Origin of the sequence: Nocardioides sp. NBC_00163, from assembly GCF_045206295.1 — a bacterium.
Lineage (GTDB): Bacteria > Actinomycetota > Actinomycetes > Propionibacteriales > Nocardioidaceae > Nocardioides.
Genome location: NZ_CP108155.1, coordinates 4,007,130 through 4,032,517 on the forward strand (window position 1 = coordinate 4,007,130; position 25,388 = coordinate 4,032,517).

At 69.1% G+C, this 25,388-nt stretch carries 26 protein-coding genes; 22 read left to right on the plus strand and 4 right to left on the minus strand.

Going from position 1 to position 25,388, the window contains the following annotated elements; genetic code table 11:
* Position 1: 1 nt before the first annotated feature.
* The 16 genes from OG801_RS19255 to OG801_RS19330 all read left to right on the plus strand — a co-directional run bounded on the left by OG801_RS19255 (position 2) and on the right by OG801_RS19330 (position 15,389).
* Positions 2–772: a serine hydrolase gene (locus OG801_RS19255; RefSeq protein ID WP_355020750.1), complete on the plus strand. Its 771-nt coding sequence runs from the start codon at positions 2–4 to the stop codon at positions 770–772.
* Positions 769–1,929: a dipeptide epimerase gene (locus OG801_RS19260; protein ID WP_406030603.1), complete on the plus strand. Its 1,161-nt coding sequence runs from the start codon at positions 769–771 to the stop codon at positions 1,927–1,929. Before OG801_RS19255 ends, OG801_RS19260 begins: the two co-directional genes overlap by 4 nt.
* Positions 1,926–2,507 carry a C40 family peptidase gene (locus tag OG801_RS19265; protein ID WP_406030605.1) on the plus strand — a complete coding sequence of 194 codons (582 nt, stop codon included), beginning with the start codon at positions 1,926–1,928 and terminating at the stop codon, positions 2,505–2,507. The genes OG801_RS19260 and OG801_RS19265 overlap by 4 nt, the downstream gene beginning before the upstream one ends.
* Before the next feature lie 97 nt (positions 2,508–2,604).
* On the plus strand, positions 2,605–4,344 hold the full coding sequence (locus OG801_RS19270; RefSeq protein ID WP_406030607.1) for a glycerol-3-phosphate dehydrogenase/oxidase: 1,740 nt from the start codon (positions 2,605–2,607) through the stop codon (positions 4,342–4,344).
* A 70-nt stretch (positions 4,345–4,414) separates the two neighbouring features.
* Entirely contained in the window at positions 4,415–4,711 is a 297-nt protein-coding gene (locus tag OG801_RS19275) for an SAV_915 family protein (protein ID WP_406030609.1), read from the plus strand.
* Positions 4,708–4,995, plus strand: coding sequence for a hypothetical protein (locus OG801_RS19280; RefSeq protein WP_406030611.1), 288 nt, complete (start codon positions 4,708–4,710; stop codon positions 4,993–4,995). Before OG801_RS19275 ends, OG801_RS19280 begins: the two co-directional genes overlap by 4 nt.
* Entirely contained in the window at positions 4,995–6,155 is a 1,161-nt protein-coding gene (locus OG801_RS19285) for a hypothetical protein (RefSeq protein WP_406030613.1), read from the plus strand. Before OG801_RS19280 ends, OG801_RS19285 begins: the two co-directional genes overlap by 1 nt.
* A 149-nt stretch (positions 6,156–6,304) precedes the next feature.
* Entirely contained in the window at positions 6,305–6,823 is a 519-nt protein-coding gene (locus tag OG801_RS19290; RefSeq protein WP_406030615.1) for a hypothetical protein, read from the plus strand.
* Positions 6,824–7,066: 243 nt separating this feature from the next.
* A complete protein-coding gene (locus tag OG801_RS19295) occupies positions 7,067–7,666 on the plus strand; it encodes a hypothetical protein (RefSeq protein ID WP_355020754.1) in 600 nt (199 codons plus the stop codon).
* Positions 7,667–7,714: 48 nt separating this feature from the next.
* Positions 7,715–9,337 carry a succinic semialdehyde dehydrogenase gene (locus tag OG801_RS19300; protein WP_406030616.1) on the plus strand — a complete coding sequence of 541 codons (1,623 nt, stop codon included), beginning with the start codon at positions 7,715–7,717 and terminating at the stop codon, positions 9,335–9,337.
* The gene (locus OG801_RS19305; RefSeq protein ID WP_406030618.1) at positions 9,334–11,046 is read left to right on the plus strand and encodes a GMC family oxidoreductase N-terminal domain-containing protein; all 1,713 of its coding nucleotides are present in this window, start codon (positions 9,334–9,336) and stop codon (positions 11,044–11,046) included. The genes OG801_RS19300 and OG801_RS19305 overlap by 4 nt, the downstream gene beginning before the upstream one ends.
* A gap of 247 nt (positions 11,047–11,293) precedes the next feature.
* A complete protein-coding gene (guaA, locus tag OG801_RS19310) occupies positions 11,294–12,868 on the plus strand; it encodes a glutamine-hydrolyzing GMP synthase (protein WP_350665591.1) in 1,575 nt (524 codons plus the stop codon).
* A gap of 36 nt (positions 12,869–12,904) precedes the next feature.
* Entirely contained in the window at positions 12,905–13,936 is a 1,032-nt protein-coding gene (locus OG801_RS19315) for a hypothetical protein (protein ID WP_406030621.1), read from the plus strand.
* Positions 13,937–14,003: 67 nt separating this feature from the next.
* Positions 14,004–14,345, plus strand: coding sequence for a DUF3140 domain-containing protein (locus OG801_RS19320; protein ID WP_355020758.1), 342 nt, complete (start codon positions 14,004–14,006; stop codon positions 14,343–14,345).
* A 211-nt stretch (positions 14,346–14,556) separates the two neighbouring features.
* Positions 14,557–14,928 carry a DoxX family protein gene (locus OG801_RS19325; protein WP_406030623.1) on the plus strand — a complete coding sequence of 124 codons (372 nt, stop codon included), beginning with the start codon at positions 14,557–14,559 and terminating at the stop codon, positions 14,926–14,928.
* A gap of 197 nt (positions 14,929–15,125) precedes the next feature.
* Positions 15,126–15,389, plus strand: coding sequence for a hypothetical protein (locus tag OG801_RS19330; protein WP_328527302.1), 264 nt, complete (start codon positions 15,126–15,128; stop codon positions 15,387–15,389).
* 30 nt (positions 15,390–15,419) lie between these two features.
* Here OG801_RS19330 and OG801_RS19335 read toward each other — a convergent pair whose 3' ends face one another.
* The gene (locus OG801_RS19335; protein ID WP_406030625.1) at positions 15,420–16,061 is read right to left on the minus strand and encodes a GntR family transcriptional regulator; all 642 of its coding nucleotides are present in this window, start codon (positions 16,059–16,061) and stop codon (positions 15,420–15,422) included.
* A gap of 143 nt (positions 16,062–16,204) precedes the next feature.
* On the opposite strand from OG801_RS19335, the gene OG801_RS19340 reads away from it, so the two are divergent.
* The 5 genes from OG801_RS19340 to OG801_RS19360 are packed head-to-tail and all read left to right on the plus strand — an operon-like array spanning position 16,205 to position 22,385.
* Positions 16,205–17,461, plus strand: coding sequence for an NRAMP family divalent metal transporter (locus OG801_RS19340; RefSeq protein ID WP_406030627.1), 1,257 nt, complete (start codon positions 16,205–16,207; stop codon positions 17,459–17,461).
* A 14-nt stretch (positions 17,462–17,475) separates the two neighbouring features.
* Positions 17,476–18,249, plus strand: coding sequence for a LamB/YcsF family protein (locus OG801_RS19345; RefSeq protein WP_406030629.1), 774 nt, complete (start codon positions 17,476–17,478; stop codon positions 18,247–18,249).
* Positions 18,246–19,040, plus strand: a complete 795-nt coding sequence (locus OG801_RS19350) for a putative hydro-lyase (RefSeq protein WP_406030631.1) — start codon at positions 18,246–18,248, stop codon at positions 19,038–19,040. Before OG801_RS19345 ends, OG801_RS19350 begins: the two co-directional genes overlap by 4 nt.
* A complete protein-coding gene (locus tag OG801_RS19355) occupies positions 19,037–20,659 on the plus strand; it encodes a 5-oxoprolinase/urea amidolyase family protein (protein ID WP_406030633.1) in 1,623 nt (540 codons plus the stop codon). The genes OG801_RS19350 and OG801_RS19355 overlap by 4 nt, the downstream gene beginning before the upstream one ends.
* Position 20,660: 1 nt before the next feature.
* Positions 20,661–22,385 carry an acetyl/propionyl/methylcrotonyl-CoA carboxylase subunit alpha gene (locus tag OG801_RS19360; RefSeq protein ID WP_406030635.1) on the plus strand — a complete coding sequence of 575 codons (1,725 nt, stop codon included), beginning with the start codon at positions 20,661–20,663 and terminating at the stop codon, positions 22,383–22,385.
* Here OG801_RS19360 and OG801_RS19365 read toward each other — a convergent pair.
* The gene (locus tag OG801_RS19365; RefSeq protein ID WP_406030636.1) at positions 22,382–23,233 is read right to left on the minus strand and encodes an alpha/beta fold hydrolase; all 852 of its coding nucleotides are present in this window, start codon (positions 23,231–23,233) and stop codon (positions 22,382–22,384) included. The two genes, OG801_RS19360 and OG801_RS19365, sit on opposite strands and share 4 nt — an antisense overlap.
* Positions 23,234–23,273: 40 nt before the next feature.
* Positions 23,274–24,338: an adenosine deaminase gene (locus OG801_RS19370; RefSeq protein WP_406030638.1), complete on the minus strand. Its 1,065-nt coding sequence runs from the start codon at positions 24,336–24,338 to the stop codon at positions 23,274–23,276.
* 136 nt (positions 24,339–24,474) lie between these two features.
* Between OG801_RS19370 and OG801_RS19375 the strand changes: the two genes are divergently transcribed.
* Positions 24,475–24,870 carry a VOC family protein gene (locus OG801_RS19375; RefSeq protein ID WP_406030640.1) on the plus strand — a complete coding sequence of 132 codons (396 nt, stop codon included), beginning with the start codon at positions 24,475–24,477 and terminating at the stop codon, positions 24,868–24,870.
* On the opposite strand, the gene OG801_RS19380 is transcribed toward OG801_RS19375, so the two are convergent.
* Complete coding sequence (locus OG801_RS19380) at positions 24,867–25,328, minus strand: DUF5709 domain-containing protein (protein WP_355020769.1); 462 nt, start codon at positions 25,326–25,328, stop codon at positions 24,867–24,869. The two genes, OG801_RS19375 and OG801_RS19380, sit on opposite strands and share 4 nt — an antisense overlap.
* Between the last annotated feature and the right edge of the window lie 60 nt (positions 25,329–25,388).

A 25,388-nucleotide genomic window follows, 5' to 3' on the forward strand; every position in this document is an offset into this window, starting at 1 on the left:
CGTGGAACCTTTGGTCTCGACCTGGCTCAGCGGCCTCGACGGCATCCCGACCCAGGCCCAGAACGTCAACCAGCAGCACTATGCGGCGAGCCTGATGAAGGTGCCCGTCGCGATCGCCGCCTATCGGCTGCGCGACCGCGGGCTGCTGTCGCTGGACGAGCCGATCGCGGTGCATCCCGACTTCGACTCCGCCGTCGTCGGGTCGCGTTTCGAGATGGACCCGGCCGAGGACCAGGACCCCGACACCTGGGCGGCGGTCGGGTCTCCGCTGCCGCTGGGTGATCTCGTACGCCGCTCCCTGACCGTCTCCGGCAACCTGGCCGTCAACCTCGTGCTCGAGCGGGTCGGGCTCGAGGCGGTCGCCGCAGTGCTCGCCGACGCTGGCGTGACGCCGATGACGACGGTCTCGCGGGGGATCGAGGACGCGCCCGCGCGTGAGGCCGGGCTGCAGAACCTGGTGACCGCCAACGACATGGGCAAGCTGCTCACCAAGCTCGCCTCCGGCCGGCTGCTGTCGCCCGAGTCGACCGCCGAGCTGGAGGGGATCCTGGTCGCCCAGGAGTATCGCGACGCGATCCCGCTCGGCGTGCCCGAGGACGCGGTGGTCGGCAACAAGACCGGCTGGATCGACGGCGTACGCCACGACATGGCGATCATCCGGCCCGCCGAGGGTGAACCGCAGGTGATGGTCGTGCTCACGACCGGCTTGGACGACGACGAGTCGGAGTTCCGGATCAGCGAGGTCGCGCGCTATCTGTGGTCGACCCTGTGACTTCTCCGCGCATCGTCGCGGTGCGCACCCAGCGTGTCCGGGTGCCGCTGCACACCCCGTTCGTGACCGCTCTGCGGCGTACGGAGTTCGCGGAGACGGTCGTCGTCACCGTCGAGGACTCCGACGGTTGCGTCGGGTGGGGTGAAGCGCCGCAGGTCTGGAGGGTCACCGGCGACTCGCTCGCTGGATCCTCCGCGGCGCTCGACGGGCCCGTCTCCGACGTGCTGATCGGTGCCGCTGCCGATCTGACCTCGGCGGGCCTGATTGGGGGCGCGGTCGTCGGCAACCGCTCGGCCAAGATGGCCGCCGACATCGCGCTGCACGACCTCGTCGCCCGGCGGGCAGGGGTTTCGATGACCGAGCATCTGACGTCCCATGCGTCACACCGCTCAGGCACTTCCTGCACTTCTCGGGCAATGCAACGCCAGAGAAGTGCAGGAATACCCGGTGAACCGGGTATTCCAACGCACCTCACCACCGACATCACCCTCTCCGTAGGAACCCCCGACGAGCTGGCAGAAGCGGCGGCGGCCCGAGCGCGAGACGGGTTCACGACGCTCAAGATCAAGGTCGGGACCGATGCCGCGGGCGATGCCGAGCGGGTGCTCGCAGTCCGCGAGGCGGCGCCGGGGTGCGTACTCCGGCTCGACGCCAACACCGGCTGGCGTGCGGACGAGGCGGTGGCGGTGCTGACGACCCTGGCCGACGAGGATGTCGAGCTCGAGTTCGTCGAGCAGCCGGTCGCCCGGCGGGACCTGGAGGCGATGGCGTACGTCCGGCGTCACCAGCCCTACAAGATCCTGGCCGACGAGTCGGTCTTCGACCTCGAGGACCTCGTCGACGTCATCCGGGCCGGCGCGGCGGATGCGGTCAACATCAAGCTGGCCAAGTGCGGCGGGCTGACGCCCGCGATCGAGCTGCTGGAGATCGCGAAGCGCCACGGCCTGGGACGCCTCGTCGGCTGCATGATGGAGTCGCACCTCGGCATCGGCGCGGCCGCGGCCCTGGTCGCGGCGGCCGGCATCCCCGGCCAGCAGGATCTCGACGCGGGCTGGTGGGCGAAGACCAGTCCGTATATCGGTGGCATCGGCTACGACGGCCCCCGCATCCTGTTCCCCGACGCCCCCGGCCTCGGCATCGAAGGAGTCCTCTCGTGACCACCGTGAACCAGCCCACCTTCGTCGTCGCCGAGCCCGCCGACGACGCCGAGCACGAGACCGAGGTCGTCCCCGGCGAGGAGATCGTCGTCCTGAAGACGCAGGGGGACTGGACGTACGTCGTCGTCCCCTCGCACTCCTCGACGAAGGACGAGCGGGGCTATCCCGGCTGGCTGCCGACGGCCGCCCTCGCCGAGCCGGTGGCCACCCTGCTGAGCAAGGCTCGGAGCTATCTCGGCGTCCCCTACGTCTGGGGCGGCACCACCGACGCCGGCATCGACTGCTCCGGGCTGATCTTCCGAGCCGCGGAGGCGATCGGCATACGCCTTCCGCGAGACGCCCGCGACCAGGCCGCCGCGCTCGAGCCGATCGACCTCGACGACGTCACGGAAGGCGACCTCTACTTCTTCGCCCAGGACCCCAGCGGCCGCATCACCCACGTGGCCATCGCCACCGCGCCACCCGAGCCTGAAGGCGTACGTCCGATGATCCACGCCGATGGCGACAAGATGGTCGTCGTCGAGGAGCCGATGCCTCCCGACCGCCTCACCACCCTCGTCAGCGCTGCCCGTCTGTGAAGCCCGTCTGTGACGGCTGCGTGACTTATCAGTCGGCGCCGGTGAATTCTCGCGCGCCAGAAGTGACAATTCGACGTGGTGAGTTAACTTCGAACGTATGACTCGCACAGGGGCACTGAGTCCACACAGCCGCGACCTCGCGATCGGCACGATGGTCGGTGCCGCGGGGGAGACCGAGCTCGACGTACTCGTCGTCGGTGGAGGTGTGACCGGCGCCGGCGTGGCGCTGGACGCGGTCACCAGAGGCCTGAGCACGGGGCTGGTGGAGCAGCGCGACCTGGCCTCGGGAACGAGCTCGCGAAGCTCGAAGCTCGTCCACGGCGGACTCCGCTACCTCGAGATGCTCGACTTCGAGCTGGTTCGCGAGGCGCTCCAGGAGCGTGGCCTCCTGCTCAACACTCTCGCGCCTCACCTGGTCCGGCCGGTGCCGTTCCTCTACCCGCTGACCAACCCGGTGTGGGAGCGCGCCTACATCGGTGCCGGCCTGGCGCTCTACGACGGGATGGCGAGCTTCGGGCCGCTCTCCGGGATGGGCAACTCCGGCCTGCCGCGCCACCGCCACCTCACCCGCAGAGGCGTCGCCCGGATCGCTCCCGACTTCCGCACCGACGCGATCACCGGCGCGATCCAGTACTACGACGCCCAGGTCGACGACGCCCGCCTGGTCATGACGATCGCCCGCACCGCCGCCTCCCACGGCGCCCACATCGCGACCCGGGTCCAGGTGACCGGGTTCCTGCGCGAGGGCGAGCGGGTCGTCGGGGTCCGAGCCCGCGACCTCGAGCACGACCAGGACCTGGTCATCCGGGCCAAGACGGTCGTCAACGCCGCCGGGGTGTGGACCGACGAGATCCAGGCGATGGTCGGTGGCCGCGGCGCCCTGCACGTCAAGGCGTCCAAGGGCATCCACCTCGTCGTCCCGCGCGACCGGATCCGCTCCGAGTCGGGTTTCATCGTCCGCACCGAGAAGTCGGTCCTCTTCGTGATCCCGTGGGGCCGCCACTGGATCATCGGCACCACCGACACCCCGTGGACCTACGACCTCGCCCACCCGGCGGCCTCCAAGACCGACATCGAGTACGTACTGGAGCACGTCAACGCGATCCTCCGCGTGCCGCTCGACCTCGAGGACGTCGAGGGCGTGTACGCCGGGCTCCGCCCGCTGCTGACCGGCGAGTCCGACCAGACCGCCGCTCTCAGCCGCGAGCACACCGTGGTCACGCCGCTGCCGGGTCTGGTGCTGATCGCCGGCGGCAAGCTGACGACCTACCGGGTGATGGCCAAGGACGCCGTCGACGCCGCGGCCCACTCGCTCGGCACGACCACCAACATGACCCTGCGCGACTCGATCACCGACAAGGTGCGGCTGGTCGGGGCCGAGGGCTTCGAGACCCGCTCGAACCAGCGCGTCCTGCTCGCGCGTCGCTCCGGCCTCCACGTCGCCCGGATCGACCACCTCCTGGGCCGTCACGGCGGCCTGATCGACGACGTGCTCGACCTCATCCAGGAGCGCCGCCCGCTCGCGCTGCCCCTGGAAGGTGCCGAGGACTACCTCGCCGCCGAGGTCGTCTACGCCGTCAACAACGAGGGCGCCCGCCACCTCGACGACGTGCTCGAGCGCCGCACCCGGATCTCGATGGAGACCTTCGACCGCGGCGTGGGTGCTGCCCCGGGGGTCGCCAAGATCATGGCCGACGAGCTCGGCTGGGACGAGCAGCGCGCCAAGGAGGAGATCGACCACTACTTGCGTCGCATCGAGGCCGAGCGCCGCTCCCAGCTTCAGGTCACCGACGAGGAGGCCGACCGCGCGCGACTAGAGGTCGAGGATCTCGTCTGACCTGTCTGTGGTGAAGGTAAAATTCTTGCCCTGGATGTTTGGAATGGTGATGACGAGGTAGAAGAACAGCATGACTCGGGAACCAGCTGCGATCCAGCCACCTGTGGCTTATCTGCCGTGCAAACTCGATGACGAGGATGAGGTCGACGAGATCCTGATGGTCCAGATGGCCGACGGCGCGGTTGCCCTGATGGGTTACACGGCGTTGGACCGGTTCATGGCCTGTTGCGGTGATGCTCATCCTTGGGTGCTGTACCAGACGGCCGATCTTGCGGATCTGAAGGCGGTGAAGCCGTACGACGCGGCTTACCTTGATATTCCGCTTCCACCGCAGATGCGGCTGATGTCATCGGATGGTGGGTCGTGACCATTCGAATCGATCCCAGGAGTGCCGCGGGCATTCAGAGAGCACACACAGATGCGGCGGAGGGGATCGATGACCTGGCTGGATCTATTCCGAAGAGTGTTGACGGTGGTGAGGGCGCGCCGGATCTCACGGAGATACTCGCTGTAGTCGCGGATGTTGCGGGAACGCTTGCGATGATCAATCGAGCCAGCGGGGAGATGGTGACCTCGGCGATCCTGGACCTTCAGGTGACTGATGAAGACGTTGCGGTCACATTCGACCAGCTCGCCTCGGAGGTTCGGTGATGCTCGAGACGAAGGTAGATGGCGCGGCCGGTGATGTAGAAGCCGCAGCCAACTGGCTTCGCTCACGGCTGAAGGCCGCCGTCTCGACCGCCGGTGACGAGGTCCAGACGGCGCGTTCGGCTGCGCTGGATGGCTGGGACGGCGATGCCGGAGATGCGTACCGCGGATATGCGCGGGGTCTCGTCGTAGCGGCCGATGAGCTGGTGCCGGTCGTTGAGAGGGCGGCAACCAAGTTCGAGCTCTACGCCCACCGCCTGAGGGCCTGTCAAGATCGGATGGCGAGCTGGCGAGACGAAGCCTCGGCCGGGGGACTCACGGTCAGCGGGACGGTGATTGCCACGCCGCCGACAGCGGTCGGTCCGAGCGTGCCATCCAGGCCGTTGACCCCCGGTGAGCTGGCTGAATTGGATCAAGCGATGGCTGCGTACGAGGTAGCGGCGGCAAAGGTCGAGCTCTACAACCGGCTGAGCAACGAGGTGAGCGCTGAGCGTGAGTCGTTCACGCAGTGGATTGCTGCCAACCTGACCCCGGTTCAAGCCGAGATCAAGGACGAAACCTCCCGAATCGACAAGATTGCGGAGTTCCTGAAGAGCAATGCTCATGCTCTGCTGATCGGCTTCACAACGGCGGGGGGAGAAAAGGGACTTGCCAAGCGCGCCAAGGAACTCGCAAAGGAAGCCGAGCGCCTCAGAAAACTAGAGCGTTCGGGACACCCGGGTCGACGCGCGGAAGGCACCAAACCGGAGACCAAGGCGAAGGCGAAGGGGCTCGGCAAGCTCGCTGAGTGGGCGGGGAGGGGCGGCAAGGCTCTTGGGCCTATCGGAATTGGGCTCGAACTCTGGAACGCCTATGGCGACCTCAAAGAGGGGAAGTCGCCAGGCAAAGTGATCACTTCAACCGCCGCCAGCATTGGGGGCGGGATGGTGGCTGGGGCCGCCATCGCTGGGATCACCGCTTCGTCCCCCGCATGGGGGACGGCGCTGGCTGTCGGCTTTGGGGCGGCGGTGGTCGGCGTTGCTGCAGGCGCGGCTGCGGGGGCGGGCTGGGACGCCTTGCCAGACTCGTTCACCGACTCGGTCGACGACGGAATCAAAGATGGCTGGAACGGCGCTACGGATGGAGCGGAGAACGCATGGGATTGGGCGACCGGATGGGTCTGAGCCGCCGGCGACGTCACCGACTCGGGACGGGGTTGCTCCTGGTAGCGGGTGTCATCGTGTGCGCGTACCTGGTTGCCCTATCGGACTCCACGTGGCTCCGGGTTGCGGGGGCATGCGGGGTGATCGCATGCGGCGTAGCGGCCCATGTCGTGTATGCGCCACGGGGGCGTAAGGAACCGGAGGCGTTCGGCGGTGGCGTACTGCTGCCGCGGCGCCCAGGTTATGCCGCTGAGCTGTTCTCGATCTGCCTCTTCGGAGCTGCAGGAGGCGGCATCGTAGGGGTCGTCTCTCTACTTGCTGAGGCCGGCGACCGTCGTGCAGGAGCGCTCGTCATCTGTGCGCCGGGCCTCCTCGTATTGGCCACCTTCATGGCCGTCGCCATTGTCCGCCGCAGGGGCGGCTTGCTCTTGACCCCGGAGGGCTTGACGTCTTTCCCGTTGCTGAGCCGATCACGCACTGTGCTGTGGCGTGACATCTTCGAGGTGGAGAACGATCCGCTCTGGGACGGGTGGATCGGGCTGCACCTGCGTGGTGACGAGGAGATCAAGATCGGGATCACGGCTGTTGCTCTCCCTGCTGACGAGGTCATTGGCCTTGTATCCCGGTATGCCACGACTCCCGCGGACCGTGCAGAACTGGCGTCCTTGGAGCGGTTCACCTCGACTTGATGATGCTCGTCGGTCGGCCGCGGCCGATATGGACCGCGTTGGTCGATACTCTCGCTGGCGCTCGTCGCTCGGCCAATGAGACGAGAGCCCGGTCGCTCACCGCACGTCTAACCGATGGGTTCGTCCTCGGCATCCGTGTTGAACGCCGCTGGTCTGTCCGCTGATTCAGGGCGATGAACCAGCGTGAGGCGGTCCCGCGAATTGCCGTGGCGGAGCAAGCGGTTGACGTAGCACTCTGTCGACATGTTCCTGGTCGCTGATCCCCCCGAGCCGCTGGCCACCGACGATTTCGTGCTCGCGCCGCTTCGTCCCGAGCTGCTCGACCTGGACACCGAGGCCTACCTGGCCAGCCCGGACGTGATCCGCGATCACAGCTGCGGCAGGTGGCCGCTGGAGGGCTTCGGCAGCGACGACAACCTGCCGCTGGTGATCCGGCATTGGTCCGACCACCAGGCGAAACGGGCGTTCACCTACCTCTTCCTCGACCCCGAGGGCACCTCCTCCCTCGGCTGCCTCTACGTGCAGCCCCTGTTCCCCTACCTGGAGGCGATGGGGGCCGACGCCCAGACCCTGCTCAGGTACGCCGGTGGGTCCACCGCCCGGGTCAGCTACTGGCTCCGCCAGGACCGAGAGCCCGGGCTCACCGCGTCGATCGCGGAGCGGCTGGACGAGTGGCTGCGTACGAAATGGCCGTTGGACGCCTATCTCTACCGGGCCGCTCCCGCGGAGGAGTGCACCGTGCATGCGCTCGACCGACTGCCCGTGGACCGCGTCGTGATCGACCTTCCGGCCGAGCAGCACGACTACCTGTGGTGGGCAGCCGACGTTCGCATCGTGAGTTAGTGGGACGCCTGTCTGGCTTCCGAGACGCCCGTCACATACTCTCGGTACATGAGCGCATCGAACCCGACCTCTTCCGGCGGCCCGATCGTCGAGGGCCCGCTCGATCCCGAGCACGACGCCACGGCGTCCCTGGCCCTCGAGCCTGACTACGTCTCCCGTCTGACCGGCCGCGTCGTGGCGACCACGGGGGAGTCCCGAGAGGTCATCAGTCCGCTCAACGGGGCGCCGCTGGCGCACATCCCGCAGTCGAGCGATGACGATGTCGCCGCAGCCTTCGCCAAGGCCCGGGTCGCGCAGGAGAAGTGGGCCGCGACCCCGGTCGCCGAGCGCGAGCGCATCCTGATCAAGCTGCACGACCTGGTCCTCGACCGGCAGGACGAGATCCTCGACCTGATCGTGCTGGAGTCGGGCAAGGCCCGCAAGCACGCCTTCGACGAGCCGCTGCACATCGCGCTGACCGCTCGCTACTACGGGCGTCGAAGCAGCAAGATCCTCGACACCGAGCGCAAGCTCGGCGTCATCCCGGTGCTCACCCGGGTCGAGCTCAACCACGTCCCCAAGGGCGTCGTCGGCATCATCAGCCCGTGGAACTACCCGTTCACGATGGCGCTGTGCGACGGCATCGCCGCGATCGCCGCCGGCAACGCGGTCGTCATCAAGCCCGACTCGCAGACCATGCTGAGCGCGCTCCTCGGCGCCGAGCTGCTGGCCGAGGCCGGGCTCCCGGAGAACCTGTGGACCGTCGTCGCCGGCCCGGGCTCGAAGGTCGGCACCAGCATCATCCAGCGCGCCGACTACGTCTGCTTCACCGGCTCGACCAACACCGGCAAGCTCGTCGCCAAGCAGGCCGCGGAGCGCCTGATCGGCGCCAGCCTCGAGCTCGGTGGCAAGAACCCGATGCTGATCCTGAAGGACGCCGACATCGAGAAGGCCGCCGAGGGCGCGACCCGCGCGGTCTTCTCCAACTCCGGCCAGCTGTGCGTGAGCGTCGAGCGGCTCTTCGTCGACGACAAGGTCTACGACCGGTTCGTGGAGCGCTTCGTCGCCCGCACCCAGGCGATGACCCTCGGCGCCACCCTGGGCTGGGAGAACGACATGGGCACGCTGATCTCGCAGGCCCAGGTCGACACCGCGACCGCCCACGTCGAGGACGCCGTCTCCAAGGGTGCTCGCGTGCTCACCGGCGGCAAGGCCCGCCCCGACCTGGCGCCGTTCTTCTTCGAGCCGACCATCCTCGAGGGCGTCACCCCGGAGATGACCTGCTTCGGCAACGAGACCTTCGGCCCGGTCGTCTCGATCTACCGCTTCCACAGCGAGGAGGAGGCGATCGAGCGCGCCAACGACGGTGAGTACGGCCTCAACGGCTCGATCTACAGCCGCGACACCTCGCGCGCCCGCCGCATCGCCCGCCAGGTCAAGTGCGGCACGATCAACATCAACGAGGCCTTCGGCGCCACCTTCGCGAGCATCGACGCCCCGATGGGCGGCATGCGCGAGTCCGGCCAGGGCCGTCGCCAGGGTGTCGAGGGCATCCTGCGCTACACCGAGACCCAGTCGGTCGCGTCCCAGGCGATCCTGCGCTTCGCCCCGCAGTTCGGGATGAGCGACCAGGCGTACGCCAAGTTCATGACGGCCTCGCTGCGCGTGCTGAAGTCGCTGGGCCGCGCATGACCCATTACGACGTACTCATCATCGGGTCGGGTTTCGGTGGATCGGTCAGCGCGCTGCGCCTGACCGAGAAGGGCTACTCCGTCGGAGTGGTCGAGGCGGGTCGCCGGTTCAGCGACGACGAGCTGCCCAACACCTCCTTCGACCTGCGCAAATACCTCTGGGCACCGGCGATCGGCTGCTACGGGATCCAGCGCATCGACATGGTCAAGGACGCCGTCATCATGGCCGGCGCCGGGGTCGGCGGCGGCTCGCTGGTCTACGCCAACACCCTCTACGAGCCGCTCGACCCGTTCTACGAGGACCCTTCCTGGAGCCACATCACCGACTGGAAGGACGAGCTCGCTCCGTACTACGAGCAGGCCAAGCGGATGCTCGGCGTCACCCTCTACCCCCACCTGACCCCGGCCGACGAGGTCATGCAGAAGGTCGCAGCCGAGGCCGGCCGCGGTGACACCTTCCACAAGGCGCCGGTCGGCGTCTTCTTCGGCGGCCCGAGCCATGTGGCCGGGCAGGAGGTGGCCGACCCCTACTTCGGTGGGGAGGGCCCCGACCGGCGTACGTGCACCAACTGCGGCGAGTGCATGACCGGCTGCCGCCACAACGCGAAGAACACCCTGGTCAAGAACTACCTCTACCTGGCCGAGAAGAACGGCGCCGAGGTGCACCCGCTGACCACGGTGACGCGCGTCTACCCGGCCAAGACCGGAAGCGGGTACGTCATCGAGACCCGCTCCACGAAGGCCAAGCTGGGCATCGGCCGCACGAAGCGGTTCACCGCCGACCAGGTGGTCTTCTCGGCGGCCTCGCTCGGCACCCAGAAGCTGCTCCACAAACTCAAGCGCACCGGCGACCTCCCCGAGATCTCCCCGCGCCTGGGTGAGCTGACCCGCACCAACTCCGAGTCGATCCTGGGCGCGATCGCCCCGGACACCGCCATCGACTACACCGAGGGTGTCGCGATCACCTCCTCGTGGCACCCCGACGAGCACACCCACATCGAGCCGGTCCGCTACGGGCACGGCAGCAATGCGATCGCGGCGATGCAGACGGTGCTCACCGAAGGTGGTCCCCATCGCCTCCGCCGGTGGCTCAAGGAGATGTGGCTGCAGCGGCGGTCGCTGCGTACGTTCTACGACTTCAAGCACTGGTCCGAGCGCACTGTCATCGCGCTGGTCATGCAGGCGCTGGACAACTCGATCACGACCTTCCCGAAGCGCACGATCTTCGGGTGGCGGATGTCGTCCAAGCAGGGCCACGGCAAGCCCAACCCGACCTGGATCCCCGCCGGCCTCGACGCGGTGCGGAAGATGGCCGGGGTGATGAGCTCGGGCGAGAAGCCGGGGTATGCCGGCGGCACGATCGGGGAGCCGTTCAACAAGCCGATGACCGCCCACTTCATCGGCGGCTGCACCATCGGCGACTCGGTGGACGCCGGCGTGATCGACCCCTACCAGCGGCTCTACGGCTACGACGGCCTGCATGTCGTGGACGGCTCCGCGATCTCCGCCAACCTGGGCGTGAACCCGTCGCTGACGATCACCGCCCAGGCCGAGCGGGCGATGGCGTTCTGGCCCAACAAGGACCAGGCCGACCCGCGGCCGAAGCTGGGTGCGGGCTATGCCCGGATCCAGCCCGTCAGGCCGGCTTCGCCCGCGGTGCCCGCAAGCGCGCCGGGGGCGCTGCAGCTGCCCATTGTTGACGTACGGTGACCAACCTGTTGCCTTGGTGATACGGGCTGCGCAAGAATTTTCCGGCAGGAAGTTTTTGGTTGACCCGTAACCGTGGTTAAAAGAGTTCGTTGGAGTGATCAGACCCGGGATTGCTCCCTCCCTAATACATGCCGGGTCTTTCGTCCGGGACAGCTTTGCCTCGGGCAATCAGGGCCCGACCACCTCCCTCCCCGGTCGGGCCCTGGTGCATTTCGCGGGCAACGTACGTCGTCGTTAGGATTCGTGCATGACGCAGGCTCCTGGGGCGGAAGAGCACGATCTGGTTCTCGTGGTGGACTTCGGCGCGCAGTATGCGCAGCTGATCGCCCGCCGCGTACGTGAGGCGAAGGTCTACTCCGAGATCGTGCCGCACTCGATGCCGGTCGAGGAGATGCTCGCCAAGAACCCGAAGGCGATCATCCTCTCCGGCGGCCCCTCGAGCGTGTACGCCGAGGGCGCCCCCGCCATCGACAACACCCTGTTCACCGCGGGCACCCCGGTATTCGGGATGTGCTACGGGTTCCAGCTGATGGCCCAGGGCCTCGGCGGGACCGTCGACGACAACGGAGCGCGGGAGTACGGCCGCACGCCGGTCACCGTCGGTGTCTCCGGCACGCTGCTCAAGGACATCCCGCCGGCCCACAACGTGTGGATGTCGCACGGCGACTCGGTCTCCGAGGCGCCCGAGGGCTTCACCGTGCTCGCGAGCACCGCCGACACCCCGGTGGCCGCCTTCGAGAACGTCGAGAAGCAGCTCGCGGGCGTGCAGTGGCACCCCGAGGTGCTCCACTCCGAGCACGGGCAGAAGGTGCTCGAGCACTTCCTGTGGGACATCGCCGGCGCGCGCCAGACCTGGACCATCGGCAACATCGCCGAGGACCAGATCGAGCGGGTCCGCGAGCAGATCGGTGACCACCGCGCGATCTGCGCGCTCTCGGGTGGCGTCGACTCCGCGGTCGCCGCAGCCATCGTCGCCAAGGCGATCGGTGACCGGCTGACCTGCGTCTACGTCGACCACGGCCTGATGCGGAAGAACGAGTCGGTCGCGATCGAGAAGGCGTTCCGGGAGTCGACCGGCGCCGAGCTGAAGATCGTCGACGCCGAGAAGGAGTTCCTCGACGCGCTCGCCGGGGTCACCGACCCGGAGGAGAAGCGCAAGATCATCGGGCGCGAGTTCATCCGCTGCTTCGAGCGTGCCGAGGTCGAGATCCTGGGCGACAGCGACGAGAAGGTCGCCTTCCTCGTCCAGGGCACCCTCTACCCCGACGTCGTCGAGTCCGGCGGCGGTGCCGGCACCTCCAACATCAAGTCCCACCACAACGTCGGCGGCCTCCCCGAGGACCTCGAGTTCGAGCTGGTCGAGCCGCTGCGTGAGCTCTTCAAGGACGAGGTGCGCGCCGTCGGCTCCCAGCTCGGCCTGCCCGATGAGATCGTCCAGCGCCAGCCGTTCCCCGGCCCCGGCCTGGGCATCCGCATCATCGGCGAGGTCACCAAGGAGCGGCTCGACATCCTCCGCGAGGCCGACGCGATCGCCCGCGAGGAGATGACCCTCGCCGGTCTCGACCGCGACATCTGGCAGATGCCGGTCGTGCTGCTCGCCGACGTCCGCTCGGTCGGCGTCCAGGGCGACGGCCGCACCTACGGCCACCCCGTCGTGCTCCGCCCGGTCACCTCCGAGGACGCGATGACCGCCGACTGGGCCCGGCTTCCCTACGAGGTCATGGAGCGCATCTCCACCCGGATCACCAACGAGGTGAGCGAGATCAACCGGGTCACCGTCGACATCACCTCGAAGCCTCCCGGCACCATCGAGTGGGAATGAGCCGGGGACCGGCTCCGTCCGTGGACAATGTCCTCCATGACTGAGCCGGACCTTGCTCGACGACTCCTCGACGCCCACGTCGCCCATGAGATGGCGGCGATGCGCGGCGTACGCTTTCTCGATCTCGCCACCGGCGAGATCGACTTCGCGCTGCGCGCCGCCAGTGAGCTGACGCTGGACCAGGTGATGCCCCGCGACCTGATCAAGGAGGTCGCGCTGAAGTACGTCAGCACCTTCCGGCTCCCGGGCGCGATCCCGGAGGTCGCCGGGGCGCTCGCGACGAGGCTCAAGGCGCATCCGGCCAACGAGACGCCGCTGGGCAAGGTGGTCAGCCGGCCCCGGATCGCCGAGCTCGTCGAGGCCCTGGTCGAGATGCGTACGCTGCGCCAGCAGGTCCTGCGCAGTCTGGCCGACAACTCCGGGATCCAGGCCGGCGTCGGCACTCTGATGCGTGGCACCGCTCGGGGTGCCGTCGACACCGGCCGCAGGTTCGCCGACAACCTCCCGGGCGGCTCGCTCGGCTTCTCGATCGCCGAACGTGTCGCCGGCCGGATGGCGGACACGGTGAAGGGCACCCCGGTCGGTGCGGCCGTCGACCAGAGCGCTCGCGAGCTCGCGGAGCGGGGCGCCGGAGCGCTTCTCGGATACCTCACCGACACCGCCGCGAGCTCGGTCACCGACGAGGAGGTGCATGACGCGCTGCTGGAGGTCTGGGACGCGCTCGCGACCCGGCCGGTGCGCGAGCTCGCCGACCTGGTCGACGACGAGCAGCTGGTCGCGCTCTTCGTCGGGCTCTACCAGGTCTGGCTCGATGTCCGGGACTCCGAATACCTGCAGGCCCTGGTCGACACGGGTGTCGACTTCTTCTTCGACACCTATGGGAGCTTCACCCTCGACCGGCTCCTGGAGGAGTGGGGTCTGGGCCGCGATGACCTGGTCGAGGAGGCGCTCCGCTTCGGCCCGCCGGTGATCGAGGCGCTCGCCGAGGCCGGCGTCCTCGAGCAGCTGATCCGCCGCCGGCTTTCGAGCTTCTACGACTCTCCGGAGGCCCAGGCTCTCCTGGGGTGACGCCCCGTGTGTTCGGCCGCTGCGCTGGGTACCGGATCGGAGCAGTCGATCAGGTAGGAGGCACGACATGGCCGAGACGATCGTCGACGACAGGCTCTGGGAGAACTTCCATCGCGCGGTGAACATGACCTCGCGCGACCTGCGGCAGTGGCTCGCAGTGCAAGGCGCGGGGGAAACGACCGAGACCGAACCGGACCGAGCCGGCAGCGAGCTCGGCCACCGGGTGGCCGACATCCTCGGCAAGCGTCGGGCCGACGTGACCCCGGACGACGTGGACGTGATGCGGCGCGTCGTCGACAAGGTCACCGACCTGCGCGGCGGGGACACCGGCGAGTGGGAGCCGACCGCGGGCGATGCGCAATGGCGGCGTCGTCTGATGAACGTCGGCCACGACCCGCTCGCCCCGTGATCGAGCGTCAGCGAGTGAACAGTCCAGACAACACGCGACGCGCCCCTCTGCCGTCCTCAGGACGGGAGGCAGGCGACGTACGACGGTCTGGTCGCCGATCTGCAGGTCGCCGCCGCCGCTCTCGAGAAAAAGTGAAAGGCGATGTCGAGATCGCCGGTGCACGCTCGACGCGTGGGTAAGAGCAACACCACCCACCCTTGAGGAGATCGAGATGAGCACCAACGCACAACGAGCCGGCTGGGTCATCACCGTCCTGGTCACCCTGTTCCTCGGCTTCGACATCGTCACGCACCTGCTACGGGTCGAGCCCGTCATGGACTTCAACGACAAGATCGGCGCTCCGGGCTGGTTCCCCGTCGTCTGCGGCGTCGTCCTCGGCCTGTCGCTGGTCGCCTACCACGTCCCGGCCACCCGGGCGATGGGCACGATCCTGATCACCGCGTACCTGGGCGGCGCGGTCACGGTGAACCTGGTCTTCGGGCAGCCGGCCTTCAACACCGTCTTCGCCATCGCCACCGCGGTCCTCGTCTGGGCAGGTGCCTGGCCGCGCGACGAGCGGCTGCGCGGTCTGATCACCGCGTGAGACTGTGGGACGTTCAGCCGGCGTGCGAGGGGGGCTCGCAGCCATGGCGGAGGGTTCGGCCTTGTGAGCGATTCACAAGGCCGGACCCTCTGTCATAGTGACGGGAATGTGCGGGGCCTGGCGAGGATCTCTGGCGGAGCCGTATGGCGCCCTGACTGGACGGAACCGAGAAACGTCCGAGGCTTAGCATGGTTGTCATGAACGTTGAGGACTTCGCCTATGGCGTGCTGATGGAGGCACTGCCGTCCATCCCCGCTGATGTGCTCGAGGTCATCGCGGACGACATCGACGCAGGTGAATACCTGACGTCCTTGATCGAACTGATCGAACGAGCCCCGGAGACCGTCTCCGTGGCGGTCGTCGATGCCCTGGAGGGCCATCTCGAGACCCTTCCCGAAGGGCCGCACCGCAGGGTTGGTGCCGATGCGGTGGCCCGACTCCGGCACCTCAAGAGCGCCTGACCTCACCGGCGATCTTCGAGCGCCTATCGCCTAGCCGCGGCGCAGTCGCGTGAACGCTCCGAGCACGGTCTGCTCGGAGAGGATGAGGTAGCCGCGCAGCTCCTCAGCGGCCGCAGGTCCTCCCTGCTCGAGGAAGGTCTCGAGCAGGGCGCGGTTGCGTGTGACGAACGGCGCGTGGAGGGCCTCGGGGTTGTCGATCTCGAGGAACGCGAGCCGCAGCTCGGCGGCGATGTCGCGGAACAGGCGCTCCAGGCGCGGGCTGTCGGCGAGGGCCACGATGGCGTCGTGGAATGCCATGTTGGCGGTACCGACCGTGCGCCAGTCGCGCGCCTCAAGGCTGGTTTCGCCCAAGTCCACTGACTCGCGCATCGCCGTCACCGCGGGATGCAGCGGGGAGCCCGCGGCCAGCGCGGCGGGCTCGACGTAGCGCCGCGCCCGATAGATGTCGACGACGTCCGCCACCGTCGGGGAGGCGACCGAGACTCCGCGATGGGGCACGTGCTCGATGAGGCCCTGCTCGGCCAGCACGCGGAACGCCTCTCGAAGCGTGTTGCGCGAGACCCCGAGCTTCTCGGCGAGGGAGATCTCCGACAGCCGGGTGCCGGGCGCGAACTCGCCGTCGATGATCCGCCGGCGCAGGGCGTTCGTCAGGGTGTCCTCGACATCGGGCATGACCGCATCCTAAGGGAATCGCATCCGCGGACAATCGAAACACCATTTTAACAATGACGGGTGTTGTTGTAGAACAATCTATGCCATCTTGTACTACACAAGAGAGTGTGGTGCCAGCCACACAGTGATGGCAGGAGTCCCCCATGACTGAGACGACCAGCGCCGAGCGCGCGAAGAGCTTCGCCCGTTCCCGCCGAGGACCCATCCTCGGCGCCATCTTCCTGATGGCCACCTCGGCCATCGGCCCCGGCTTCATCACCCAGACCGCGACCTTCACCGCGCAGCTTGGCGCGGCGTTCGCCTTCGCGATCCTGGCCTCGATCCTGATCGACTTCGCGCTGCAGATGAACGTGTGGCGCATGATCACCGTCGCCGGCAAACGGGCCGGCGACCTGGCGAACGAGGCGGTGCCGTACTCCGGTCATCTGCTGGCGACGCTCATCGTGATCGGTGGCCTGGCGTTCAACATCGGCAACATCGCGGGTGCCGGTCTCGGCCTGAACGCCCTGCTGGGCATCGAGCCGAAGGTCGGCGGCCTGCTCTCGGCGCTGCTCGCCATCGGCATCTTCATGTACAAGCGGGCAGGCCGCGTCGTCGACATGGTCGTGCTCGTGCTCGGTCTGCTGATGATCGGGCTGACGCTCTTCGTCGCGATCGCGTCGCAGCCTCCGGTCGGCGACGCGCTGCGCCAGACCTTCGTGCCCGGCACGCTCAACTTCGCGACGATCACCACGATCGTGGGCGGCACGGTCGGCGGCTACATCACCTACGCGGGCGCCCACCGCTACCTCGACTCCGGCCTGACCGGCCCCGAGCACGTCCCGGCCGTGCACCGTGCCTCGATGAGCGGCATCCTCGTCACCGGGATCATGCGCTACGTACTCTTCCTCGCGATCCTCGGTGTCGTGGCCTCCGGCGTCACCCTCGACTTCTCGAGCCAGGCGGCCAACCCTGCCGGTCAGGCGTTCGGCGCCGTGCTCGGTGACGCGGGCATCCGCATCTTCGGTGCGATCTTCTGGGCCGCGGCGATCACCTCGGTGATCGGCGCCGCCTACACCTCGGCCACCTTCATCTCGACGTTCTCGAAGAAGCTCGGAGCGGGGTGGCCGCTGCAGCTCGCGACCGTCGCCTTCATCCTGGTCTCCCTCGTCCTCTACCTGCTGATCGGTGCCGCACCCGCGGCTATCCTGGTCTTCGTCGGCGGCTTCAACGGTTTGATCCTCCCGATCGGCATGTCGATCTTCATGTACATCGGCTGGTTCCGTCAGCGCGATGTCCTCCGCGGCTACCGCTACCCGATGTGGCTGCTGGTTCTGGGGACGACCGCGACCCTGCTCAGCTGGTACATGGGCATCGTCTCGATCCGCCCGATCTTCGCCTTCATCGGCATTGGAGTGTGAGCACCATGAACACCATGGCAGCAACCATCGACCTGAACTCCGACCTCGGCGAGAACGCACCCGACCGGTTGGTCGCGGACGACGCGGCGATGCTCGCGATCGTCTCGAGCGCCAACGTCGCCTGTGGGTTCCACGCCGGCACCCCTGAAGGGATCCGTACGACGCTCGCCGACGCCGTCGCCAACGGCGTCACGATCGGCGCGCACCCCGGCTACCGCGACTACGAGGGCTTCGGACGCCGCGCCATGGAGATCGACTCAGCGACGCTGCAGGCACACGTCGAGTACCAGCTCGGCGCGCTGATCAGCCTGACCTCGTCGGTCGGCGGAGCGGTCCGTTACGTGAAGCCGCACGGCGCGCTCTACAACACGATCGCCCGCGACGAGCGACAGGCGCAGATCGTGGTCGCAGCCGTCAAGGCGATCGACCCGTCCCTCGTCCTGCTCGGGCTCGCGGGCGGTGTCGCGCTCGACGTGGCCGAGAGCGCCGGCCTCGCGACGGCCGCGGAGGCCTTCGCGGACCGTGCCTACACGCCCGGCGGCGAGCTGGTCTCGCGCGCCGAGCCCGGCGCGGTCCTGCACGACGCCGACGCCGTCGCGGCCCGCATGCTGCGGCTCGCGCGCGAGGGTGTGGTCGAGGCGATCGACGGCACCGACGTGGCTGTACGCGCCGACTCGATCTGCGTGCACGGCGACAGCGACGGGGCGATCCGGATGGCTGCGGCGACCCGCGCTCTGCTCGAGGCCGAGGGCATCGCGATCGGCCCGTTCGCCGGAGCCACGGCATGACCGCAAGCATCACCCAGCTCGCCCAGGCTCGCGCCGCGCGCACCTCCTACCGGGCGGGCGAGGTCGCACCGACGAGTGGCGTCGCCCACGGCCTGGTGCAGGCGAACCTGATCTCCGTGCCGGCCGACTGGGCGTTCGAGGTGCTGCTCTTCGCGCAGCGCAACCCGAAGCCGTGCCCGGTGCTCGAGGTGCTCGACCCGGGCGCCTACGAGTCGACCCTGGCTCCCGGCTCCGACCTGCGCACCGACATCCCGGCGTACCGGATCTGGCGTGATGGCGTGCTCACCGAGGAGGTCACGGACGCGGGCGCGGCGTGGGAGGAGCACCCCGACCTGGTCTCGTTCCTGATCGGCTGCAGCTTCACGTTCGAGGCGGGCCTGGCCGACGCCGAGATCCCGATCCGCCATCAGGAGCTCGGCCGCAACGTGCCGATGTACCGCACATCCCGCCCGTGCGCTCCCGCCGGGCGCCTGCGCGGCGACATGGTGGTCTCGATGCGCCCGATCCCCGCCGACCGCGTCGCCGATGCCGTACGCATCTCCGGGCGCTATCCGGCGGTGCACGGTGCGCCGGTGCATGTCGGTGACCCGGCGTCGCTCGGCATCGCCGACCTCGCCGCTCCCGAGTTCGGGGACCCGCCGGAGGTGCGCGACGGTGAGGTGCCGGTGTTCTGGGCCTGCGGGGTCACGCCGCAGGCCGCGATCATGGACTCGCGCCCGCCGTTCGCGCTCACCCACGCGCCCGGCCACATGTTCATCACCGACGTACGGGATGCGGAGTATCTGGCGTGAGGCGCGTTCTCATCGCATCGGACCAGGCGCTGCTGGTCGAGGAGGACGACCTCGAGGGCGCGATGCGGCTGCACGCTGCCCTCATGGCCGCGCCGCCGACCGGCGTCGTCGAGCTGGTGCCCGCCGCCCGGACGGTGCTCGTCCGGTTCGATCCGACGCTGGTCGACGAGGTCAGCCTCGCCAAGGAGCTGCGTCGGGTCGAATCCGTCCATGGTGGCCTCCCGACCGCTGGTTCGGTGACGATCGGTGTCCGCTACGACGGGCAGGATCTCGACGAGGTCGCCGACCTGCTCGGGGTCAGCGCCGAGCAGGTCGCCGCGCGCCACGCGGCCGCGACCTGGCGGGTGGCCTTCACCGGCTACGCGCCCGGTTTCGGCTATCTCGTCGGCGATGACCCGCTCTTCGACGTACCGCGGCGCTCCTCTCCACGCACCCGGATCCCGGCCGGCTCGGTCGGGCTGGCTGGGACGTTCTCGGGCGTCTACCCCCGGGAGAGCCCCGGTGGCTGGCAGCTGATCGGGCGTACGGACGCACCGATGTGGGACCTGCACCGGGATCCGCCCGCCCTGCTCGCGCCCGGGATGACCGTGCGGTTCGAGCGGCGCGAGCGGGAGTCGGTCACGGTGACAGAGTCCGCTCCCTCGGTCGACGCCGCAGAACACCCCTTCGCAGTCGAGGTCGTACGCCCCGGCCTGCAGCTGGTGCTCGAGGACCTCGGCCGCCCCGGCCATGCTGCCCTCGGCGTCTCCGCGTCGGGGACGGCCGACCGCCGCGCCCTGCGGGCCGCGAACCGCGCCGTGGGGAACGCTCCGGGAGCGGCAGGTTTCGAGCTCGCCGGTGGCGGTGCGGTCCTGCGCTTCACCGGTCCGGCGGTCGTAGCGGTCGCGGGCGCCTCTGCCGAGACGACGATCGTACGCACCGACGGACCGCCGCTCCCGGTCGAGCACGGCGCCGCCACCGCGCTCGAGGACGGCGAGGAGCTGCGTCTCGGCGCGGTGAGCGCCGGCCTGCGCGCTGTGATCGCGGTGCGTGGCGGCCTGGATCTCGAGCCGGCGCTCGGCAGCCTCTCCAGCGACACGCTCGCGGGCCTCGGCCCCGGCGACCTCGGCGGACGGCCTCTGCGCGCAGGCGACGTCGTGCCGCTGCGCGGACCCGCGGCCGCGCCGCACGCGGTCGACCGCAGCCCGGCTCCCGCCGACCCGCTGCCCGCCCCCGGTGAGACGGTCGAGCTGCGCATCGTGCTCGGCCCGCGCGAGGACTGGTTCTCCCCGGCCGGCGTACGCACCCTCGTCGAGCAGGAGTGGACCGTCACGCCGCGCTCCGACCGGGTCGGCGTACGCCTCGAGGGCGCCGTTCCGCTCGAGCGTGAGGTCACCGGTGAGCTGCCGAGCGAGGGGGCGGTGACCGGCGCGATCCAGGTGCCGCCCGACGGCCAGCCCGTGCTTTTCCTTCCGGACCACCCGCTCACCGGCGGCTATCCGATCATCGGCGCGGTCATCGACCGCGACCTGGACCTGGCCGGTCAGCTGCCGCCCGGCGTCCGCATCCGCTTCCGTCCCGTCACGCCCACTGTGCCGATTGTGCCCATTGGGCCGACGGCCGAGATCCGAGGAGACTGACATGCGCAGGGTGCTCATCGCCAACAGGGGAGAGATCGCCGTCCGCGTCGTGCGGGCGGTTGCCGAGGCCGGCCTCGTGTCGGTCGCCGTCTACGCCGATCAGGACGCCGACGCGCTGCACGTGCGTCTGGCCGACGAGGCGTACGTGCTCGGTGGGTCCACCGCCGCCGAGTCCTACCTCAGCATCGAATGGCTCATGGCCGCGGCGCAGGCCTCCGGCGCCGACGCGGTGCATCCGGGCTACGGGTTCCTGTCGGAGAGCGCCGAGTTCGCGCGCGCAGTCGAGGCCGCCGGCCTCATCTGGATCGGCCCGGCTCCTGCGAGCATCGACAGCCTCGGCGACAAGATCACCGCACGCCGGATCGCGCAGAGCGTCGGCGCACCGCTGGTGGCGGGCACCGACCGGCCGCTGGAGTCGGCCGACGAGGCGGTCGCGTTCGCGCGCGAGCACGGGCTTCCCATCGCGATCAAGGCGGCCTTCGGCGGCGGTGGTCGCGGGCTGAAGGTCGCCCGCGAGCTCGACGACGTCGCCGATGCCTTCGACTCCGCTTCGCGCGAGGCGCTGGCCGCTTTCGGTCGCGGGGAGTGCTTCGTCGAGCGGTTCCTGGAGCGTCCGCGGCACATCGAGGTGCAGGTGCTCGGCGACGGCACCGGGCACGTCGTGGTCGTCGGCGACCGGGACTGCTCTCTGCAGCGCCGCAACCAGAAGCTCGTCGAGGAGGCGCCCGCGCCGGGGCTGACGGACGAGCAGCGTCGCCGCATCCACGACGCCGCGCGTGACATCTGCGCCGCGGTCTCCTACCGCGGGGCCGGGACCGTGGAGTTCCTGATGGGCGAGGACGGGGTGATCTCGTTCCTCGAGGTGAACACCCGCCTCCAGGTCGAGCACCCGATCACCGAGGCCGTCACCGGCGTCGACCTCGTCGCGGAGCAGCTGCGCATCGCCGCGGGCGAGGGACTCTCGTTCTCGGAGACGCCGGCGCCGACGGGCCATGCGATCGAGCTGCGGATCAACGCCGAGGACCCGGGCCGCGGATTTCTGCCGAGCCCCGGCGTCGTGACCGGCCTGCGGGTCCCCGCCGGGCCGGGGGTGCGCTGGGACGCCGGGATCGAGGCGGGCGACACGGTGCAGAGCGCCTTCGACTCGCTGATCGCCAAGCTGATCGTGCACGCGCCGGACCGGGACACCGCCGTCGTACGTGCCCGCCGCGCGCTCCGTGAGCTCAGCGTCGAGGGGGTCGCGACCGTCGTACCCTTCGCTCGCGTCCTGCTCGACGACCCGGCCTTCTCGACCGCCGGGTTCGCGGTGCACACGCAGTGGATCGAGACCACGCTGATGCCGCGCCTGGAGGCGCAGCGGCGACCCGAGCCGGCGCCCGTGCAGCCGCTCCGGCGGGTGCCGATCGAGATCGACGGTCGCCGGGTGATGCTGGGCCTTCCCGATGACCTCCTGCGCGGGATCGCCGCAGGCGGGACGGCGGCTGATGCGGGCCCGGCGACGGCCGTCGCAGACCCGACCGTGCTCGAGGCCACCGTCCCCGGCGTACTCGTCGACTGGCTCGTCCCCGACGGCGAGCAGGTCACGGAGGGCCAGGACGTCGCGGTCATCGACGCGATGAAGATGGAGACCCGGGTCGCCGCACATCGTGCGGGAGTGCTCTCCCGCGGCACCGACGTGGGTGGGACGGTCGCGATCGGGGACGTGCTCGGGAAGATCGAGGTCTAGCTCGTGTGATCGATGATCGCCGGGACGACCTTGTCCCAGGTGGAGGGCGGGGGCGGCTCGTGGCCGACGCCGTCGAGGACGAGGAGCGTCGCGGCGGGGATGTCGCGGGCGAGGATCTCGCCGTGGCCGATCGGGAACAGCGGGTCACGGGTGCCGTGGATGACCAGCGTCGGGGCGGCGATGTCGGCCAGGGTCGCCTCGACCGGCTCGCCGTCGCTCATCGCCTGGTGGTTGGCGAAGCTCGGCCGCATGTCCGGCGTGCGGCGTACGACCCGCTCGATCACCGCCCGCATCCTGGCCTCGTCGAAGCCCTCCGGGACGAACGCCCGCTGGTCCTCCACCAGCATCGACACCAGAGCCTCGTGGTCGTCGGGATCCGGGACCGTGGTGGTGGCCGCCTTCGCGAAGAAGTCGGCCAGTTCCTCGCCGATCGGCGGCAGGTCGGGTACGCCGTCGAAGGCCGGTGAGGTCTCGTTGAGGATCAGCGTCTCGACCCTCTCGGGATAGAGCACCGCCGCACACTGGGCCAGCGCCCCGCCCATCGAGATGCCGAAGATGTGGCCCTTGTCGAGGCCGAAGGCGTCGAGCAGAGCCGGGATGTCCGCGATCATGTCGCGCCCGGTGTAGCCCGGCTCTCCCGGTGGCCAGGTCGTCGAGCGGCCGGTGTCGCGGTGGTCGTAGCGGATCACGAACCTCCGGCCCGCGGCCAGCGACTGGCAGAAGTCGTCCTCCCAGTAGTCCATCGAGGCGCTCATCCCACCGACGAGCAGGATCGGCGGGTCCGCCGGACTCCCGAACGTCTCGACGCACAGCTCGATCCCGTTGACAGCCAGTGTCAGTTCGCCCATGGCATCCAGCAAACGGGCGGGTCCGAGCCGCGTCAAGCGCTTAAGGCGTGGCGTACGCGTCGATCTCGGCGCGCAGCCGGGTCTTGACGTCGTCGGGTGCGTAGGAGACGTCGACGGCGGCACGGGCGAGGTCGGCGATGCCGGCGGTGTCGAGGCCGAGGAGGTCGGTCGCGATCTCGTACTCCTGGTTGAGCGTGGTCGCGAACATCGGCGGGTCGTCGGAGTTGATCGTGACCGGCACGCCGGCATCGACGAAAGTCTTCAGCGGGTGCTCCTCGAGCGTCGCGACGGCACCGGTGGCGACGTTGGACGAGGGACAGACCTCGAGCGGGATCCGGTGCTCGGCGAGGTGGGCGAGCAGGGCGGGATCCTGGGCTGCCGAGGTGCCGTGGCCGATCCGCTCGGCCTTCAGCACGGTCAGGGCGTCCCAGATCGTCTGCGGTCCGGTGGTCTCGCCGGCGTGCGGCAGCGAGCGGAGTCCCGCGGCGCGGGCCGCGTCGAAGTGCCTCTCGAACTGCGGCCGGGGAACCCCCACCTCGGGTCCACCGAGCCCGAACCCGATGAGCGCCTCCGGGCCGTGGTCGACGGCGTACGCCAGGGTCGCATCGGCCGCCGGGATCCCCGACTCGCCCGGGATGTCATAGATCCAGCGCAGCGTGATCCCGAAGTCGCGCTCGGCTCCCACCCGGGCGTCCTCGAGCGCCTCGGTGTAGGCCTCGATCGCCATCCCGGTGTGCCCGGTCCCACCCGCTTGAATGGGCTCAGTGCGCACGGCCAGATCCGGGCGTACGGAGGTGTAGGGCGTGCAGGTCAGCTCGGCGTAACGGACCTGCTGGGTCTGGGCCAGGTCGCGCGCGATCTCGTAGGTCAGATAGCGGATGTCCTCCGGCGTACGGACCAGGTCGACGACCGAGAGGTAGACCTCGATGAAGTGCGCGAAGTCGCTGAACGTGAAGTACTCCCGCAGCAGCTCGATATCCGTCGGCACCGTCCCCGGATGCCGCGCAGCCAGCTCTGAGACGATCCGCGGCGAAGCCGATCCGACATGGTGGACATGGAGCTCGGCCTTGGGCAGCCCGGCGATAAAGGTCTTCAGGTCACTCACGCCCCGATCCTCACACGCGGCACGCCCTCCCGCGACTCCGTTTCTCGGCTTCGCCACCAATACTCCGAGTCCGAACCGATCCGCGTACGCCGGTGCACGATGTAGCCTCAGGCTCACTGGCTGGTTAGGGGGAGAGATGCGGGCGATCCACCACTGGGACCTCTGGGTCGACGACTTCGAGACCGCTTCGGGGGAGTGGGGCTGGCTCTTCGGCGAGCTCGGCTGGGAGGCCGGCGAGAAGGGCCACTTCTGGGAGGCACCGGACGGGACGTACGTCTTCATGGAGCACTCCACGGACCAGCACGGCACGCAGGACCGGCTCCGGCCCGGCGTCAACCACATCGCGTTCATGATCGATGACCGAGACCAGCTCGACAGGATGCGGGCGGCGTCGACCGAGCACGGCTGGCACGAGATGTACGCCGACCGCTACCCGCACGCCGGCGGCGACGAGCACACGGCGCTCTACCTGGAGAGCTCTGAGGGGTTCGAGGTCGAGATCGTGCTGGAGATCGACGACCTCACCGCCTAGCGGTAGTCGTCCCCGTCGGCGTCGCTGTCGTCGATGATGTGGATGGCGGCCTCCTCGGCGGAGGCGCCGGCGCCGTCGATGCCGGCATCGATCCCGTAGAGCTCGGACTCCGCGTCCTCCCCCTCGCCACGGTCGGGGTCGACCAGCCGCCCCGCTCGCTGGTTGCCGACCTCGCGGCCGTCAGGGTCGTCGCTCTCCTCGGCATCGTCGTACTCGACCGCGTAGGGATCCGGTTCCGGCACCTCCTGGTGGCGGCGCTGGTCGATGCACTCCCGGTGCTCCTCCTCCCAGGGCGTGTTGCCGTAGTCGGTGGAATAGCGGTCGGCGGTGACGATGCCGTGGTCGAGCTCGTCGCGCACCTCACCTTCGAGAACGTCCCCGGAGAGCGCGTCCTCACCGGTGATCTGGTCCTCGTCGTCGACACTGTAGTCGCCGTAGTTCTCGCGCGATTCGCTCACTTGAGTCTCCTGATCAGCCGGGCATTGGGGTCATGACGGCCCCCTTCGGTAACGTTAACC